Raw genomic sequence first — 15,227 nt, 5'->3', positions numbered from 1 at the left:
GATGGGCGTCCGATTGTTTTTGTTGTCTGGTGATGACGCTCCCTGTGGAGCGCTTTTGTGTGGGAGCTGGCTTGCCAGCGATGGCGTCAGTTCAGCTAACGCTTTCGTTGAATTTGCTGCCGTCATCGCGGGCAAGCCCGCTCCCACAGGGGTACTGGTGTTTCTCAGGTGGGCATCGGATGCAGATCGCAGTTGCGCCCGGCCTTGGCCAGTTGGCCGGGGACATCGTGGCCCAACAGCGCCGGCAAGCCGCGCGAAAGCTTCAGCAGCAGCGGCAAATCGATCCCCGTGGGAATGCCGACTTCAGCGCACAGGTTCACCAGGTCTTCGGTGCAGATATTGCCCGACGCCCCCGGCGCAAACGGACAGCCACCGAGGCCACCCAGCGCCGCATCGAAGCGCCGCGCGCCGGCCTCGTAAGCGGCCAGCACATTGCACAGGCCGAGGCCGCGGGTGTTGTGGAAATGCAGGGTCAGATCGGCCGGCGAAACCCGCTGCAAAACGCGCCGCACCAAGCGATCGACCTGACGCGGATTGGCCATGCCGGTGGTATCGGCGAGGCTGATGCCCTGAATGCCGAGCTCTTGATAAGCGTCGACGATCTGCAGTACGCGATCCTCATCGATCCGGCCTTCGAACGGACAACCGAACGTGGTGGCGATGCTGCCGTTGAGGCGCACACCTGAGCCGCTGACAAACGCAACAATGTCAGCGAATGCCGCCAGCGACTCTTCGCAACGCATGCGCATATTGGCCAGGTTGTGGGTCTGGCTGGCGGACATCACCAGATTCAACTCATCGGCATTCGCTGCCAATGCACGTTGCGCGCCTTTGAGGTTGGGGATCAACGCCACGTAAATAACACCCGGCTGGCGCTGAATGCCGTTGAACACTTGCTCGCCGTCACGCAGGGCCGGAATGGCTTTGGGCGAGACGAACGAGCCGGCCTCGATGCGGCTGAATCCGGCCTGTGACAATTGATTGATCAGGGCGATCTTGTCAGCGGTTTCCACCCACGTCGGCTCGATCTGCAAACCGTCGCGGGGTGAGACTTCCTGGACGATCAGGGTTTGCGAATAGTCAGTGATCATTGCACCACCCCTTGGTTTTTCAGGCGTTCGATGTCGAGTTCAGTCAGGCCAAGATTGGTGAGAATAGCGTCGGTGTGCTGGCCCAGTTTCGGCCCGGACCAGTTCACTCCGCCGGGGGTCTCCGAGAGTTTGGGGACAATGCCGGGCATCTTCACCGTTGCGCCACCGGGCAACTCGGCATCGAGCAGCATGTCCCGCGCCTGATAGTGCGGATCGGCGACGATATCAGCCACCGAATAGATGCGCCCGGCCGGCACTTCGGCAGCTTCGAGAGCAGCCAGTACCTCGTCGATCGGCAGGCTGCTGGTCCAGTGTGTGATGGCCGCATCGAGCAAACCGCTCTGCGCCGCGCGGCCGTCGTTGTGGGCGAATTCTTCTGCCTCGGCTAGATCAGCGCGGCCGATAGTGTGCATCAGGCGCTTGTAGATCGGGTCGCTGTTGCCGGCAATCACCACATAAGCGCCGTCGGACGTGAGGTAAGTATTGGAGGGCGCGATGCCCGGCAAGGCGCCGCCGCTGCGCTCGCGGACATGGCCGAGCATGTCGTATTCCGGCACCAGACTTTCCATGACGTTGAACACGCTTTCGGCCAGCGACACATCGACGATCTGTCCACCGCCCTGCCCGGTCTTGACCCGTAACAGCGACATCAGCGCGCCGATCACCGCGTGCAGCGAGGCCAGCGAATCGCCGAGGCTGACGCCGACCCGCGCCGGTGGCGAATCGGGATTGCCGGTGGTGTAGCGGATGCCGCCCATGGCCTCGCCAATCGCACCGAAACCGGGCCGGTCACGGTAAGGGCCGGTCTGGCCGTAGCCGGAGATACGCACCAGGGTCAGGTTCGGATTCAGCGCATGTAGCACGTCCCAACCCAGACCGAGTTTTTCCAGCGCACCGGGGCGCAGGTTTTCAATGATCACGTCGGCGTCGCCGGCCAGTTGCTTGACCAGTTCGATGCCTTCAGCGGATTTGAGATTGAGCGCCAGGGATTTCTTGTTGCGCGATTGCAGGTACCACCACAGCGATGTGCCTTCGTGCAGCTTGCGCCATTTGCGCAGCGGGTCGCCCTGACCCATGGCTTCGATCTTGATCACCTCGGCGCCGAACTCGGCAAGCATGCGCGCGGCAAACGGCGCGGCGATCAGGGTGCCGATCTCGATCACTTTGATTGCACTCAAAGGGGCAGTCATCGCGGGTACCTCTTGTTCTTGGAATATGTCGCCAAGGCTAGAGGAACGATCGTCAGCGAATCCAGCCGTCTCTCGGCAATGGGCGTTCGCGAAATGCGAATGCTCCTCTGTGATTGCGTGGTGAATTCAGGGCCGCCTTCGCGAGCAGGCTCGCTCCCACAAGGATCTGTAGTGGTTTCAGATTCTGTGTTCACACAAGTTCAATGTGGGAGCGAGCCTGCTCGCGAAGAGGCCATCAGCCGCAATGAAGATCTACCGCCCGCGCAAATGCTCAAACAACATCCGGCTCACCGGCGACAACCCTGCCTCATCGCGCACCACCACAATCAGCGCGCGATCCGCCCAGGCATCGGTCAGCGGCACCGCACGCAAGCCCAGTGCCTGACCAAACAACTCATAGGCTCGCTGCGGCAGAATGCCGATGCCCATGTTCGCCTGGACCATCCGGCACACGGCATCGAATCCCGGCACATGAATGCGGATGCGCAGGACTTTGCCGGCCTGCCGCGCCGCCGCATGGGTACGCATGTTGATCGAACTGGCTGCGTGCAAGCCGACGTAATCGCTGTCGAGAGTTTCATCGAAAGTCACCGATGCGCGCGTAGCCAACGGATGCTCCGGGAGCATCACCACCACCAGTTTGTCCTGGCGGTACAACACGCTGTGCAGGCCTTTGGTGTCGCTGTCGTCGGAGCAGATGCCGAGGTCGGCGACGCCATCGAGCACGCCCTGAATCACCCCGGCGCTGGGGCGTTCTTCAAGGTCGGTCTTGACCTGCGGCTGCCGCGCGGAGAAGTCGCGCAAGTCTTCGGGCAGGAACTGAATGATCGCCGAAAGATTGGCCAGCATGCGCACGTAACCCCGCACACCGTGGCTGTGCTCGCCCAGTTCCAGGCCCATCTTTTCCACGTTGAAGAGCATCTGCCGCGCATGGTGCAGCAGGGTCTCACCGGCCGGCGTGAGGATCATGCCTTTGGCTTGGCGCACGAACAAAGCGATGCCCAGCGCCTCCTCCAAATCCATCAGGCGCTTGCTCGCCGCCGACACCGCGATGGCTTCGCGCGCAGCCGCACGGGTCAACGTACCTTCCTCGTGGACGGCGACGAACAGTTGCAGAGTGATCAGGTCGAGACGGCGGATCAGGCTTTTTTGCAGCATGGTGGGCTCGAAGGCAGGGTTCATCCGAGCCGGCAGGATAGCCCGGTTTTACCGCTGACTGCTCAGTTGCTCATGCTGGCGCGCTGTTTTGTGACAGGCGCGGTCAGCAAGAGGACCAATTGCGCACCATCGTCCTTGCGTCCCAACACCAGAATTGAAGAGCCTTGCAAGCAGGCATCAATGGCTGACCATGAAATGTCTCTCGCGCCCTCGACATCAAACGAATCATCCACTGCGCCATCGACCAGAAAGCCTGCCGTCAACAAGCCTCGTGCGCTGCCCGAGGTCTGTCCGACCGCCACAATCCGTTTACCGGCGATATCATCCAGCGCAAACCCTGCCTTCCAACCTCTCAGATCCCGTTCCTGCGCCGTCGGGGTGAGGACAGGATTGTTGAACGCGTCATCCATTTGGCCGGCGTAGGTAATGCCACTGATGAACCCGTGTTGCAGTTTCGTGCCTTGCGTTGACTCGACCGCCGAACCGAGCAGAAGCAGGCGCTGCGCCGTTTGCACCGCGATGTCCGTCACGCTGCTTTCGAGCGGCTGGCCATCACGCTGAATGTTCAACAGCAGTACACCCTTGTCGCCGAACGCTTGTGCAACTTTCCCGTTGTGGTCGAACGCCATGACCAGTCCCTGATTGGTTACTTCCGTTTTGCCATGCAGCAGAATCAGCCCATCGTCGAGCTGGATGATCCCGGACAGCGAAATGGCCACCCCTGGCAGCGACAGGGGCAGCCAACCGTTGCTGGCGAACGATAAATCGTCCGAGCCATCGAGATTGAACCGCGTCAACAGGCCACTGCCCTTTTGCGCCGTCACGAACAGCAGCCTGTCCGGCTGCGCAAGCTGCGGATCGGATTTGGCCAGCAGCAGTTGCCCATGCGTGGCCCCAAAGAGTGCCGGAATCCGCATGGGCACAATCCGGTAGCCATTTCTGTCGCCGCCGAACTCGATGTCCGGCGAGCCGTCGAGCAGAAACCGGGCGATGACTTGCTGGTATTCAAGAGTCTGGTCTTTGACGACGCCAATCACACCGCACATCCAGATCCGTCCCAGCGCATCAACAATCAATGGCCCGCCTTGCGTGAGCGAGCCTGTGCCGAACTGGCCGCTGAGATATCCGCCGGTGCCGAAATCCGGATCCGGATTGCCATCGGCATCCAGGCGCGCAAGGCCGTAGTACGAATGGCCCGATTGCTCGACGGTAGCGCTGACCATGATCTGCTCCGAAGGCGTGATCGCCACGCCTTTGGCAATGGTCTTGCCCGCTCCGGGGAATTTCAGCGTTCGCAGACCAAAGAGCGCATCCAGCTCCCCGGCTGACTGCACGTTTGGGGACAATGGCGCGATAGATTCCGACATGTTCGTATGCTCCTCAAGAGATCGACGTCGACCCCCTCGTAGCGAGCATTCGACCCCAGGTCGCCACGCCGGACAACTGACAGAAATGACAGTTTTTTAGAAGAAAAAGAAATTACCTACTGTGTAAAAAAGACTGAATGACTGGTAGTTCTTACAGGTTCGAATTCAGGCATGTCATGCCAACCTCAGCGTTCAAATCAGCCATGGACGAGAAGCATGATGAGCACTCGCGACGAGCAAATTTCACAACCGGCCCCGACCATCACTTATCCCGAGGAGGCCAGCACGACGGGACCTGCGACATTGTTGCTCGGCAGCGGCATACCCAATGCTCTTGTGCAGGTCTGGAACATTGAAAACACCCATTCGCTTGGCGAAGGGCTGGTCAGCGCAAATGGACGATGGGCGTTCAGCATCACCGGCGTTCAGGCCCAGGGTCAGCAGAGGATTCACGCCCACCAGACCTATGCAGGCATCACGTCCGAATGGAGCGAAGAGCGCGGATATGAGGTGCGACTGCGGCCCGAGATCGACGTCCCGGTCGTTGTCGAACCGATTGAGGGCGCGCAGGTCGATACGCCTCTGATCTTTTCGGGAGATGTCATGCGAGCCGAGGGTTTCGTCAGTATTTTCGATCTGGACACTGGCCTGGAGATTGCCAGAGCAGCGGTCGAAAGCGACCGGAAATGGCAAACCCCGGCTGCACACTCATTGGCGGTCGGGCAGTACCGTATCTGCGCTGTCCACAACATTGCCGGTCAAGTTTCAGATTGGGGCCGAGTGCGGACTTTTGCCGTGGTCGCAGAAGCAAGCGAAGGACTGTTCGACTTCGCTCGCCTGCGCGCCTTCATTCAAAACGCATTGCGGAAAATCTCTTCGATCTGGCGCTGATCCGCCGCCCTCGGATTGGTCAGTCCACAGGCGTCCTTCAAGGCGTTGGTGGCGAGCACCGGGATGTCGCTGAGTTTCGCGCCCAGCTCACGCAGTCCGCCGGGAATCTCGACGTCCTTGGCAAGGTTGCGAATGGCATTGATCGCCGCCTGCGCGCCCTCCTCTGCGCTGAAACCACGAATATCCGCGCCCATGGCGTGGGCGACATCCCTGAGTCGATCAGCACAGACCAGCGCATTGAAACTCTGCACATGCGGCAACAGCACGGCATTGCAGACGCCGTGGGGCAAGTCGTAGTAGCCGCCGAGCTGATGCGCCATGGCGTGGACAAATCCAAGTGAGGCGTTATTGAACGCCATACCTGCGAGGAACTGCGCGTAAGCCATGTTCTCCCGCGCCGCCAGGTCGCTGCCGTCGCGCACGGCCAGACGCAGATTGCTGCTGATCAGGCTCATGGCCTTCAAAGCGCAGGCGTCGGTGATCGGGTTGGCGGCGGTCGAGACGTAGGCTTCGATGGCGTGGGTCAGCGCATCCATGCCGGTGGCGGCGGTCAGCCCTTTGGGCATCGCGACCATCAACTCCGGGTCGTTGACCGAAAGCAGTGGCGTGACGTTGCGGTCGACGATGGCCATTTTCACGTGGCGCGACTCGTCGGTGATGATGCAGAAGCGGGTCATTTCGCTGGCAGTGCCGGCGGTGGTGTTGATGGCGATCAGCGGCAATTGCGGCTTGCTCGAGCGGTCGACGCCTTCGTAATCGCCAATCTGCCCGCCATTGGTTGCGCACAGGGCGATGCCCTTGGCGCAATCATGTGGCGAGCCGCCACCCAGCGACACGACGAAATCGCAACGGCTTTCCTTCAGCAGCCCCAGACCGGATTCGACATTGGCCGTGGTCGGGTTCGGTCTGGCGCCATCGAAGATCACCGAATCGATGTCCTGCATCGCCAGTTTCTCGGCGATCATTGCGGCCACGCCAGCCTTGGCCAGCCCGGCATCGGTGACAATTAGCGCCTTGCGAAAACCATAATTGCGAATCGCGACCATGGCTTCGTCGAGGCAGCCGCTGCCCATGATGTTGACCGCCGGAATGAAGAAGGTGCTGCTCATCGTGTGTCTCCTGACTGGAGCCGGATCGACTGCCTCGATTCGGCGGGTGCACACAGGATCGACCGATCGGTCACGAGCAATGTTGATCTGGCTCAATGTCCGCTCGTGATAAAGTCGCCGTCCATCTGCCCTTTGTTTTGAGACCGCCCACGCAATGACCGATTTTCTCAATGTCGACGCCACCCTCGAAGACTGGAACGCCCTGCGCGCCGCGAACGATTTCCAGGGTTTGCTGGTGGGCAATGGCGCCAGCCGTGCGGTTTGGGATGACTTCGGCTACGACTCGCTGTTCGAAAACGCCCGTACGGTCGAAGAGAAACCGCTGAGCCCATCGGAACTGGCGGTGTTCGACGCGCTGCAAACCCGCAGCTTCGAGCAAGTGCTGGGCGCCCTGAAAACTACCAGCCGGGTCAACAAGGCCCTGGCGGTCAGCTCGGCGGCGCCGCGCAATCGCTATTACGCGATCAAGGAAGCGCTGATCAACACCGTGCATGCGGTGCACATCCCGTGGCGGCTGGTGCAGCCTTCGACACTGACGGTGCTCAATGCTGAACTGGCGCGCTATCGCACGGTGTTCACTACCAACTACGACCTGCTCAATTACTGGGCACTGCAACATCCCGGCGAGACCATCGACGACCTGTTCAACGGCGCAGACGCGAGTTTCGATCTGAGCCAGAGCACCACCGACAAACCGCGTCTGCTCTACCTGCACGGTGGTCTGCATCTGGTGCGCAATCAGGACGGCACCGCACGCAAACTGACCTCGACCGAAGGCACCCTGCTCGGCAGTTTCGCCATCAACAATACGATCAAGACCCTGGACGACGTGCCGCTGTTCGTCACCGAAGGGCCGAGCGCGGACAAGCTCAAGACCATCCGCAGCTCGGATTATCTGTCGTTCTGCTACGAGCAGTTACTGGCCCATGGCGACAGCCTGTGCATCTTCGGCCACGCGCTGGGCGAGCAGGATGCGCATCTGGTGCGGGCGTTGCGCCTGGCCCGACCGAAGTGCGTGGCGGTCTCGATTTATCCGCGCAGTGCCGCGTTCATTCAGCATCAGAAACGTCACTACGCCAAGGTGTTTGAAGGTACCGGGGTTGAGTTGCGGTTCTTTGATGCCAAGAGCCATGCGTTGGGCGATCCGAAATTGTCGGTACCGGTTGAGGTTTGATATTGGCCGGGCTGACGCCTTCGCGAGCAGGCTCACTCCCACAGGTTGATGTCGGATTTCAGAGCACCGGCTGGGTCTTGTCCTTAATCACTTTGGTCGGGCCGTTGGCCTTCACGCTGGCGATGCCCTTGTCGCATGCGCCATCCGATGAATACGACTCGCTGCTGCCGATGATCTGGTGATTGGCCGCCTTCAGGTTGAAGTACGGGTGGCCATCCCTGGTCGACTTTTTCTCGTAGCGCTCATCCAGCGGGCTGTTGGCCTGCACCGAGGCGATGCCGCCGTCGGCGCCGGCGCGGGTGCTGTAGAGCTCGCTGGTCAGAATCGTTTCGGCGTTCGCCGCTTTCAACACGAACCTGAATTGGCCGTTGCTGCTTTTGCTCACTTCGTACCATCCGGACATGTCTGTTTCTCCTGGGGGCGATTGAGAGATTTCGCGCTTCAGAGTAAAGACCAGCGCCTGCGATCTGTCGCCTGCATCGACTACAAGGTGATTTTCGTACCGAGCAGACCGAGGAAACCGGCCAGCCATTTAGGATGCGCCGGCCAGGCCGGAGCGGTGGCAAGATTTCCCTGAACATGGCCGTCGGTCACCGGAATGTCGATATAGGTGCCACCGGCCAGACGCACTTCCGGGGCGCAGGCCGGATACGCGCTGCACTCACGCCCCTCGAGCACACCCGCCGCCGCGAGCAGTTGCGCGCCATGGCAGACCGCGGCAATGGGCTTGCCGGCGGTATCGAAGGCGCGCACCAGTTCGAGGACTTTGTCGTTCAGCCGCAGGTACTCCGGAGCGCGACCGCCGGGAATCAGCAGCGCGTCGTAATCGGCTTCGCGGGCCTTGGCGAAGTCGAAATTAAGCGCGAACAGGTGACCGGGTTTTTCGCTGTAGGTCTGATCACCTTCAAAATCATGAATCGCCGTGCGCACGGTGCTGCCGGCGGACTTGTCCGGGCACACGGCGTGCACCGTGTGGCCGACCATCTGCAGGGCCTGGAACGGCACCATCACTTCGTAGTCTTCGACGTAATCGCCGACCAGCATCAGGATCTTTTTCGCGGCCATGGGAAAACTCCTCGGGGAAAGGTCTGGGAGTATTCAAGGTAGACCGTATCCAAGGGTTGCGGTAATTCCAGGCTTACTACGCTCGATCGCGATAAATGTAGGAGCCGCCGAAGGCTGCGATCTTTTGATCTTGCATTTAAATAATCAGGATCAAAAGATCGCAGCCTTCGGCGGCTCCTACAGGGGTGTATTTCAGGCTATCAGGCGAGAAAACCGTCAGCGCGCAGCAGTGTTTCCAGGCAATGTTCGCTGATGTGGTAGAACGCTTTCAGCTCTTCGATCTTTGCCAACAATTGCGCTGGATTAACCGGCTCGGCGCGTTTCACCGCGAGAATCATCTTGTTCTTGTTGGTGTGTTCCAGCGAAATGAATTCGAAGACTTTGGTCTCGTAACCGCAGGCTTCGAGGAATAACGCGCGCAAGCTGTCGGTGACCATTTCCGCCTGCTGGCCGAGGTGCAAGCCGTATTGCAGCATCGGTTTGAGCAGCGCCGGGCTTTGGATCTGCAGGCGGATCTGTTTGTGGCAGCACGGCGAGCACATGATGATCGACGCGCCCGAGCGGATGCCGGTGTGGATCGCGTAATCGGTAGCGATATCGCAGGCATGCAGGGCGATCATCACGTCCAGTTCGCTCGGCGCCACCGTGCGCACGTCACCGCACTTGAACACCAGCCCCGGATGCTCGAGCTTCGCCGCTGCGGCGTTGCACAGGCTGACCATTTCTTCGCGCAGCTCGACGCCGGTGACTTCGCCCTCGGCCTTGAGCGTGTTGCGCAGGTAGTCGTGAATGGCGAACGTCAGGTAGCCCTTGCCCGAACCGAAATCGGCGACCCGCACCGGTTTGTCCAGCGCCAGCGGCGACGAGGTCAGGGCATGGCTGAACACTTCGATGAACTTGTTGATCTGCTTCCACTTGCGCGACATCGCCGGGATCAGCTCGTGTTGCGCATTGGTCACGCCCAGGTCCTTGAGGAACGGACGGCTCAATTCGAGGAAGCGGTTTTTCTCGCGGTTGTGCTCGGCCGAAGGCGCTTCACGCAATTGCTGAGGTTTGCTCTTGAACAGCGAACTCTTGCCCTTTTTGCTGTATTCCAGCTGCGCTTCGTCGGTCAGCGCCAGTAAATGAGCATTTTTGAACGAGGCCGGCAGCAGACCGGCGATCAGCGCCACGCCTTCGCTCAGCGGCAGATTTTTGGTGATGTCGCGGGTCTTGTAGCGATAAACGAATGACAGGCACGGCTGCGCCTTGACCGTCACCGGTTTGATGATGACCCGTTGCAGATCCGCCTCTTCACCGACGTACTTGGCCAGCACCAGTTTGATGAAACCGCTGTCGTCGAGGCTGGCTTGCAGCAGCTCGATGAACTGGGCGTGGTGATCGGCGGCCGGTTTGGCGGACGGCGCGGAAGCAGCGGAAACGGACATGGACAAGCGGCCTCGGACGGGCGGAATCGGGAATGGCGGGTATTTTAGGGGGGATGGGGGTTGGGGACACCCTCTTATTTACCCAACGGCGAAAATCAAAAGATCGCAGCCTTCGGCAGCTCCTACAATTGGAATGCATTCTCCTTTAGGAGCTGCCGAAGGCTGCGAGCTTTTGATCTACCCCAACACCACCAACCGATTCGGCAACTCGTTCCGCACCTGCGTCACCGGCACGTGCACCTTCAACAACTCACCACACGCCTCCACGCACGTGACAAACCCTTCAAGCGTGCGGCCCTGGCGGACCTGTTCGGTGAACGCTGCGACAATCGCGTCCCAGTTGCTGTTATCCAGCCGTCTGGAAATCCCCTCGTCCACCAGAATCTCCACATAGCGCTCAGCCTCACAGACAAAAATCAGCATGCCGGTGCTGCCCACGGTGTGGTGCAGGTTCTGTTCGAGAAACTGCCGCCGCGCCAGGTTGGAGGCGCGCCAGTGGCGCACGCGGCGCGGGACCAGATGCGTGGTGATTTTCGGCAGACGAAACAGCAGGCACAGGACGATGAACATGCCCCATTGCACCAGCAGCAGACTGCGCAGGGTCAGCCAGCCCGTGAGGTAGTGGACGATGCCCGGCAACACCAGCGCCAGCAGGCTGGCCCAGAGCAGCGGGATGTATGCGTAATCGTCGGCACGGGCAGCGAGCACCGTGACCAGTTCGGCGTCGGTGTCGCGCTCGACCCGGGCGATGGCCTCGGCGACTTTGCGTTGTTCGTGTTCAGTCAGTAATGCCATGTCGAAAAGTGCCTGCTCATTATTCTTTTGATCTCACCAGCCGCCGGACGAACCGCCGCCGCCGAAACTGCCCCCGCCACCGCTGAAGCCGCCACCGCCACCGCCGCCGAATCCGCCGCCACCGCCAAAGCCGCCCCCTCCTCCGGAGCCGCCCCGGCCGGCAGGCAGGATACCGAGCATCTGGCAGACAAACACCGTCACGATGAACAACATCACCAGGAACACGAACAGCGCCGGGTGCCGCGAGATGAAATCATCCGCCGGGTCGCCGCTGGATTCGTACACGGTTGAGGGTTCGTCCAGCGGATTGCCACCGAGCACCACCAGCATCGCCGCAACGCCGTCGCTGATGCCTTTGCTGAAATTGCCGGCCTTGAACGCCGGCGTGATGACCTGATGAATGATCACCGACGACTGCGCATCGGTCAGGCGATCCTCCAGGCCATAGCCGACTTCGATGCGCAATTTGCGCTCGTCACGCGCGACGATCAGCAAGGCGCCGTTGTTCTTGTCCTTCTGACCGATGCCCCAGTGCCGACCGAGCTGAACGCCGAAATCCTCGATGGTGGTGCCCTGCAGATCGGGCAACGTGACCACCACCAATTGTTCGCCGGTGGCCTGTTCGTGCGCCTGCAATTGCTGGCTCAGTTGCGCGCGAATCGATGGCTCGAGCATCTGCGCCTGATCGACCACGCGCCCGCTCAGCGGCGGAAACGTCAGTTCGGCCCGGGCGCTGACGGCGAACAGCCAGAGCAGCAGCACCAGGCTCAGTTTCAACACACGCATGGGCGACCTCGAGTCAGAATTTCACTTCCGGGGCCTTCTCCGCGCCGGGCGTGGTGGCTTCGAAGGTTTCGCGCATCGGCAGATCGCTGTACATCACGCTGTGCCACAGGCGACCGGGGAAGGTGCGGATCTCGGTGTTGTATTTCTGCACCGCCAGAATGAAGTCGCGACGCGCCACGGCTATGCGGTTTTCCGTGCCTTCAAGTTGCGATTGCAGGGCGAGGAAGTTCTGGTTGGCCTTCAGATCCGGATAGCGCTCGGAGACCACCATCAAACGGCTCAATGCGCCGGTCAGTTGATCCTGCGCCTGCTGGAACTGCTTGAGCTTCTCGGGATTGTCGAGGGTGCTGGCATCGACCTGAATCGACGTCGCCTTGGCCCGCGCTTCAATCACGGCGGTCAGGGTTTCCTGCTCATGGGCGGCATAGCCCTTCACGGTTTCCACCAGATTGGGGATCAGGTCGGCGCGGCGCTGATACTGGTTCTGCACCTGGCCCCAGGCGGCTTTGACCTGTTCGTCGAGGGTCGGGATATTGTTGATGCCGCACGCGGTCAACAGCGTGGCGAACACCAGCAACGTGGCGATCTGTAGCCGTGAACGGGAGGTTGAGCTGATATTCATTGCAGTGATGCTCCATGACACATTTGATTTAAAAACCGAGCGCTGGGCATTCCCGGCCAGCGGTTGGGGCATAATCGGCGCCGCCACTGGCATGCGACGGGTTAATCGGCTAAAAAGTGCCCTTCGCGTTCACGTTGCCGCTGTCGGCTGCGGTTTTCCGGCTCAGGATTTTGCGCCGGCACCCGAACAACAATAGTCGCTCCCTACATTTTGGCTGGCCGGTGTTACATCACCGTTTGGGCTCTAGAGAAAAAATTCATGAAGAAGCTGTGTTTGCTGGGTCTGTTCGTCAGCCTGGCCAGTCATCAGGTACTGGCCGCCACGACCCCGGTACCTTTGGAAAACAAGGACGCTTTCATCAGCAACCTGATGAAACAAATGACCCTCGACGAGAAGATCGGCCAGTTGCGCCTGATCAGCATCGGCCCGGAAATGCCCCGCGAACTGATCCGCAAGGAAATTGCCGGCGGCAACATCGGTGGCACGTTCAACTCGATCACCCGCGCGGAAAACCGTCCGATGCAGGACGCGGCCATGCGCAGTCGCCTGAAGATTCCAATGTTTTTCGCGTACGACGTGATCCACGGTCACCGTACGATTTTCCCGATTCCGCTGGCCCTTGCGTCGAGTTGGGACATGGACGCCATTGGCCAGTCCGGCCGCGTTGCGGCGAAAGAAGCCGCTGCCGACAGCCTCGACATCACCTTCGCGCCGATGGTGGATATCTCCCGCGATCCGCGCTGGGGCCGCAGCTCCGAAGGTTTCGGCGAAGACACTTACCTGACCTCGCGCATCGCCAAAGTCATGGTCAAAGCCTATCAGGGCGAGACCCCAAGCGCCGCCGACAGCATCATGGCCAGCGTCAAGCACTTCGCCCTTTACGGCGCGGTCGAGGGCGGCCGCGACTACAACACCGTCGACATGAGCCCGGTGAAGATGTACCAGGATTATCTGCCGCCCTACCGCGCCGCGATCGATGCCGGTGCTGGCGGTGTGATGGTGGCGTTGAACTCGATCAACGGCATTCCGGCCACGGCCAACACCTGGCTGATGAACGACCTGCTGCGCAAGGACTGGGGCTTCAAAGGCCTGGCGGTCAGCGATCACGGCGCGATCTTCGAACTGATCAAGCACGGCGTCGCCCGCGACGGTCGCGAAGCGGCAAAGCTGGCGATCAAGGCCGGCATCGACATGAGCATGAACGACACCCTCTACGGCAAAGAGCTGCCGGGGCTGCTCAAGTCCGGCGAGATCGAACAGAAAGACATCGACAATGCTGTGCGCGAAGTGCTCGCGGCCAAGTACGACATGGGCCTGTTCAAGGACCCGTACCTGCGCATCGGCAAGGCCGAGGATGACCCGGCCGATACCTACGCCGAGAGTCGCCTGCACCGCGCCGAGGCCCGCGAAGTCGCGCGGCGCAGTCTGGTGCTGCTGAAGAACCAGAACGAAACCCTGCCGCTGAAGAAAGACGCGAAAATCGCGCTGGTCGGCCCATTGGCGAAAGCGCCGATCGACATGATGGGCAGCTGGGCCGCCGCCGGGCGCCCGGCGCAATCGGTCACGCTATTCGATGGCATGAGTTCGGTGATCGGCGACAAGGCCAACCTGATCTACGCCCGTGGCGCCAACATCACGGGCGACAAGAAGGTCCTCGACTACCTGAACTTCCTCAACTTCGATGCCCCGGAAGTGGTCGATGACCCGCGCCCGGCCAGCGTGCTGATCGACGAAGCGGTGAAAGCGGCGAAGGATGCTGACGTGATCGTTGCAGCGGTGGGCGAGTCCCGTGGCATGTCCCACGAATCCTCGAGCCGCACCGACCTGAACATCCCGGAAACCCAGCGCGAATTGATCCGCGCGCTGAAAGCCACCGGCAAGCCGTTGGTGCTGGTGTTGATGAACGGCCGTCCGCTGACGATTCTCGAAGAGAACCAGTCGGCCGATGCGATTCTGGAAACCTGGTTCAGCGGCACCGAGGGCGGCAACGCCATCGCCGACGTGCTGTTCGGCGACTACAACCCGTCGGGCAAACTGCCGGTGACCTTCCCGCGTTCCGTGGGCCAGATCCCGACCTACTACAACCACCTGAGCATCGGCCGGCCGTTCACGCCGGGCAAACCGGGCAACTACACCTCGCAGTATTTCGATGACACCACCGGCCCGCTGTTTCCGTTCGGTTATGGTCTGAGCTACACCACCTTCGCCCTGAGCGATATGGCGCTGTCATCGACCACCCTGAACGCCAGCGGCAAGCTCGACGCCAGCGTCATGGTCAAGAACACCGGCAAGCGTGACGGCGAAACCGTGGTGCAGTTGTACATCCAGGACGTCACCGGTTCGATGATCCGCCCGGTGAAAGAACTGAAGAACTTCCAGAAGATCATGCTCAAGGCCGGCGAACAGAAAGTCGTGCACTTCACCATTACCGAGGAAGACCTGAAGTTCTACAACGCCCAGCTCAAATACGCGGCCGAGCCTGGCAAGTTCAACGTGCAGATCGGCCTGGATTCGCAGGCGGTGACGCAGCAGAGCTTTGAATTGCTGTAACA

At 60.7% G+C, this 15,227-nt stretch carries 14 protein-coding genes; 3 read left to right on the top strand and 11 right to left on the bottom strand.

Annotated elements, in window-relative coordinates; translation table 11 throughout:
- Positions 1-164: 164 nt before the first annotated feature.
- The 4 genes from PSH90_RS06290 to PSH90_RS06275 all read right to left on the bottom strand — a co-directional run bounded on the left by PSH90_RS06290 (position 165) and on the right by PSH90_RS06275 (position 4,806).
- Entirely contained in the window at positions 165-1,091 is a 927-nt protein-coding gene (locus PSH90_RS06290) for a hydroxymethylglutaryl-CoA lyase (protein ID WP_056783466.1), read from the bottom strand.
- A complete protein-coding gene (locus tag PSH90_RS06285; protein ID WP_150636481.1) occupies positions 1,088-2,281 on the bottom strand; it encodes a CaiB/BaiF CoA-transferase family protein in 1,194 nt (397 codons plus the stop codon). The genes PSH90_RS06290 and PSH90_RS06285 overlap by 4 nt, the downstream gene beginning before the upstream one ends.
- Before the next feature lie 252 nt (positions 2,282-2,533).
- On the bottom strand, positions 2,534-3,439 hold the full coding sequence (locus PSH90_RS06280) for a LysR family transcriptional regulator (protein WP_056783458.1): 906 nt from the start codon (positions 3,437-3,439) through the stop codon (positions 2,534-2,536).
- Positions 3,440-3,501: 62 nt separating this feature from the next.
- Positions 3,502-4,806, bottom strand: a complete 1,305-nt coding sequence (locus PSH90_RS06275) for a hypothetical protein (protein WP_305382374.1) — start codon at positions 4,804-4,806, stop codon at positions 3,502-3,504.
- Positions 4,807-5,022: 216 nt separating this feature from the next.
- Between PSH90_RS06275 and PSH90_RS06270 the strand changes: the two genes are divergently transcribed.
- The gene (locus PSH90_RS06270) at positions 5,023-5,697 is read left to right on the top strand and encodes a hypothetical protein (protein WP_305382373.1); all 675 of its coding nucleotides are present in this window, start codon (positions 5,023-5,025) and stop codon (positions 5,695-5,697) included.
- On the opposite strand, the gene yiaY is transcribed toward PSH90_RS06270, so the two are convergent.
- Complete coding sequence (gene yiaY / locus PSH90_RS06265; protein WP_056783452.1) at positions 5,658-6,806, bottom strand: L-threonine dehydrogenase; 1,149 nt, start codon at positions 6,804-6,806, stop codon at positions 5,658-5,660. The genes PSH90_RS06270 and yiaY overlap by 40 nt on opposite strands.
- Before the next feature lie 154 nt (positions 6,807-6,960).
- Between yiaY and PSH90_RS06260 the strand changes: the two genes are divergently transcribed.
- Positions 6,961-7,980 carry a DUF4917 family protein gene (locus PSH90_RS06260; protein WP_305382372.1) on the top strand — a complete coding sequence of 340 codons (1,020 nt, stop codon included), beginning with the start codon at positions 6,961-6,963 and terminating at the stop codon, positions 7,978-7,980.
- Positions 7,981-8,038: 58 nt separating this feature from the next.
- Here the strand turns inward: PSH90_RS06260 and PSH90_RS06255 are convergent, their stop codons facing one another.
- The 6 genes from PSH90_RS06255 to PSH90_RS06230 all read right to left on the bottom strand — a co-directional run bounded on the left by PSH90_RS06255 (position 8,039) and on the right by PSH90_RS06230 (position 12,675).
- Positions 8,039-8,383 (bottom strand): YegP family protein, encoded by a 345-nt coding sequence (locus tag PSH90_RS06255; RefSeq protein ID WP_236167995.1) that lies wholly within the window; start codon positions 8,381-8,383, stop codon positions 8,039-8,041.
- A gap of 80 nt (positions 8,384-8,463) precedes the next feature.
- Entirely contained in the window at positions 8,464-9,045 is a 582-nt protein-coding gene (locus tag PSH90_RS06250; RefSeq protein ID WP_252879575.1) for a DJ-1/PfpI family protein, read from the bottom strand.
- A gap of 200 nt (positions 9,046-9,245) precedes the next feature.
- Complete coding sequence (locus PSH90_RS06245; protein ID WP_305382370.1) at positions 9,246-10,472, bottom strand: SAM-dependent methyltransferase; 1,227 nt, start codon at positions 10,470-10,472, stop codon at positions 9,246-9,248.
- Positions 10,473-10,649: 177 nt separating this feature from the next.
- A complete protein-coding gene (locus PSH90_RS06240) occupies positions 10,650-11,267 on the bottom strand; it encodes a TPM domain-containing protein (protein WP_095180577.1) in 618 nt (205 codons plus the stop codon).
- A gap of 33 nt (positions 11,268-11,300) precedes the next feature.
- Positions 11,301-12,053 carry a YgcG family protein gene (locus tag PSH90_RS06235; protein WP_252887435.1) on the bottom strand — a complete coding sequence of 251 codons (753 nt, stop codon included), beginning with the start codon at positions 12,051-12,053 and terminating at the stop codon, positions 11,301-11,303.
- A gap of 13 nt (positions 12,054-12,066) precedes the next feature.
- Entirely contained in the window at positions 12,067-12,675 is a 609-nt protein-coding gene (locus PSH90_RS06230; RefSeq protein WP_095180575.1) for a LemA family protein, read from the bottom strand.
- A gap of 258 nt (positions 12,676-12,933) precedes the next feature.
- Here PSH90_RS06230 and bglX point away from each other — a divergent pair, with 258 nt between their 5' ends.
- Complete coding sequence (gene bglX, locus PSH90_RS06225) at positions 12,934-15,225, top strand: beta-glucosidase BglX (RefSeq protein WP_095180574.1); 2,292 nt, start codon at positions 12,934-12,936, stop codon at positions 15,223-15,225.
- The last annotated feature ends 2 nt before the right edge of the window (positions 15,226-15,227 follow it).

This window comes from Pseudomonas sp. FP1762 (assembly GCF_030687105.1).
Classification (GTDB): Bacteria; Pseudomonadota; Gammaproteobacteria; order Pseudomonadales; family Pseudomonadaceae; genus Aquipseudomonas; species Aquipseudomonas siliginis.
This window is presented reverse-complemented; position numbering and strand designations above follow the sequence as displayed.

Excerpts from the sequence above, each read along its gene's own strand:
- PSH90_RS06290 (WP_056783466.1), bottom strand. The coding sequence starts at position 1,091 with ATGATCACTGACTATTCGCAAACCCTGATCGTCCAGGAAGTCTCACCC.
- PSH90_RS06285 (WP_150636481.1), bottom strand. The coding sequence starts at position 2,281 with ATGACTGCCCCTTTGAGTGCAATCAAAGTGATCGAGATCGGCACCCTG.
- PSH90_RS06280 (WP_056783458.1), bottom strand. The coding sequence starts at position 3,439 with ATGCTGCAAAAAAGCCTGATCCGCCGTCTCGACCTGATCACTCTGCAA.
- PSH90_RS06275 (WP_305382374.1), bottom strand. The coding sequence starts at position 4,806 with ATGTCGGAATCTATCGCGCCATTGTCCCCAAACGTGCAGTCAGCCGGG.
- PSH90_RS06270 (WP_305382373.1), top strand. The coding sequence starts at position 5,023 with ATGATGAGCACTCGCGACGAGCAAATTTCACAACCGGCCCCGACCATC.
- yiaY (WP_056783452.1), bottom strand. The coding sequence starts at position 6,806 with ATGAGCAGCACCTTCTTCATTCCGGCGGTCAACATCATGGGCAGCGGC.
- PSH90_RS06260 (WP_305382372.1), top strand. The coding sequence starts at position 6,961 with ATGACCGATTTTCTCAATGTCGACGCCACCCTCGAAGACTGGAACGCC.
- PSH90_RS06255 (WP_236167995.1), bottom strand. The coding sequence starts at position 8,383 with ATGTCCGGATGGTACGAAGTGAGCAAAAGCAGCAACGGCCAATTCAGG.
- PSH90_RS06250 (WP_252879575.1), bottom strand. The coding sequence starts at position 9,045 with ATGGCCGCGAAAAAGATCCTGATGCTGGTCGGCGATTACGTCGAAGAC.
- PSH90_RS06245 (WP_305382370.1), bottom strand. The coding sequence starts at position 10,472 with ATGTCCGTTTCCGCTGCTTCCGCGCCGTCCGCCAAACCGGCCGCCGAT.
- PSH90_RS06240 (WP_095180577.1), bottom strand. The coding sequence starts at position 11,267 with ATGGCATTACTGACTGAACACGAACAACGCAAAGTCGCCGAGGCCATC.
- PSH90_RS06235 (WP_252887435.1), bottom strand. The coding sequence starts at position 12,053 with ATGCGTGTGTTGAAACTGAGCCTGGTGCTGCTGCTCTGGCTGTTCGCC.
- PSH90_RS06230 (WP_095180575.1), bottom strand. The coding sequence starts at position 12,675 with ATGAATATCAGCTCAACCTCCCGTTCACGGCTACAGATCGCCACGTTG.
- bglX (WP_095180574.1), top strand. The coding sequence starts at position 12,934 with ATGAAGAAGCTGTGTTTGCTGGGTCTGTTCGTCAGCCTGGCCAGTCAT.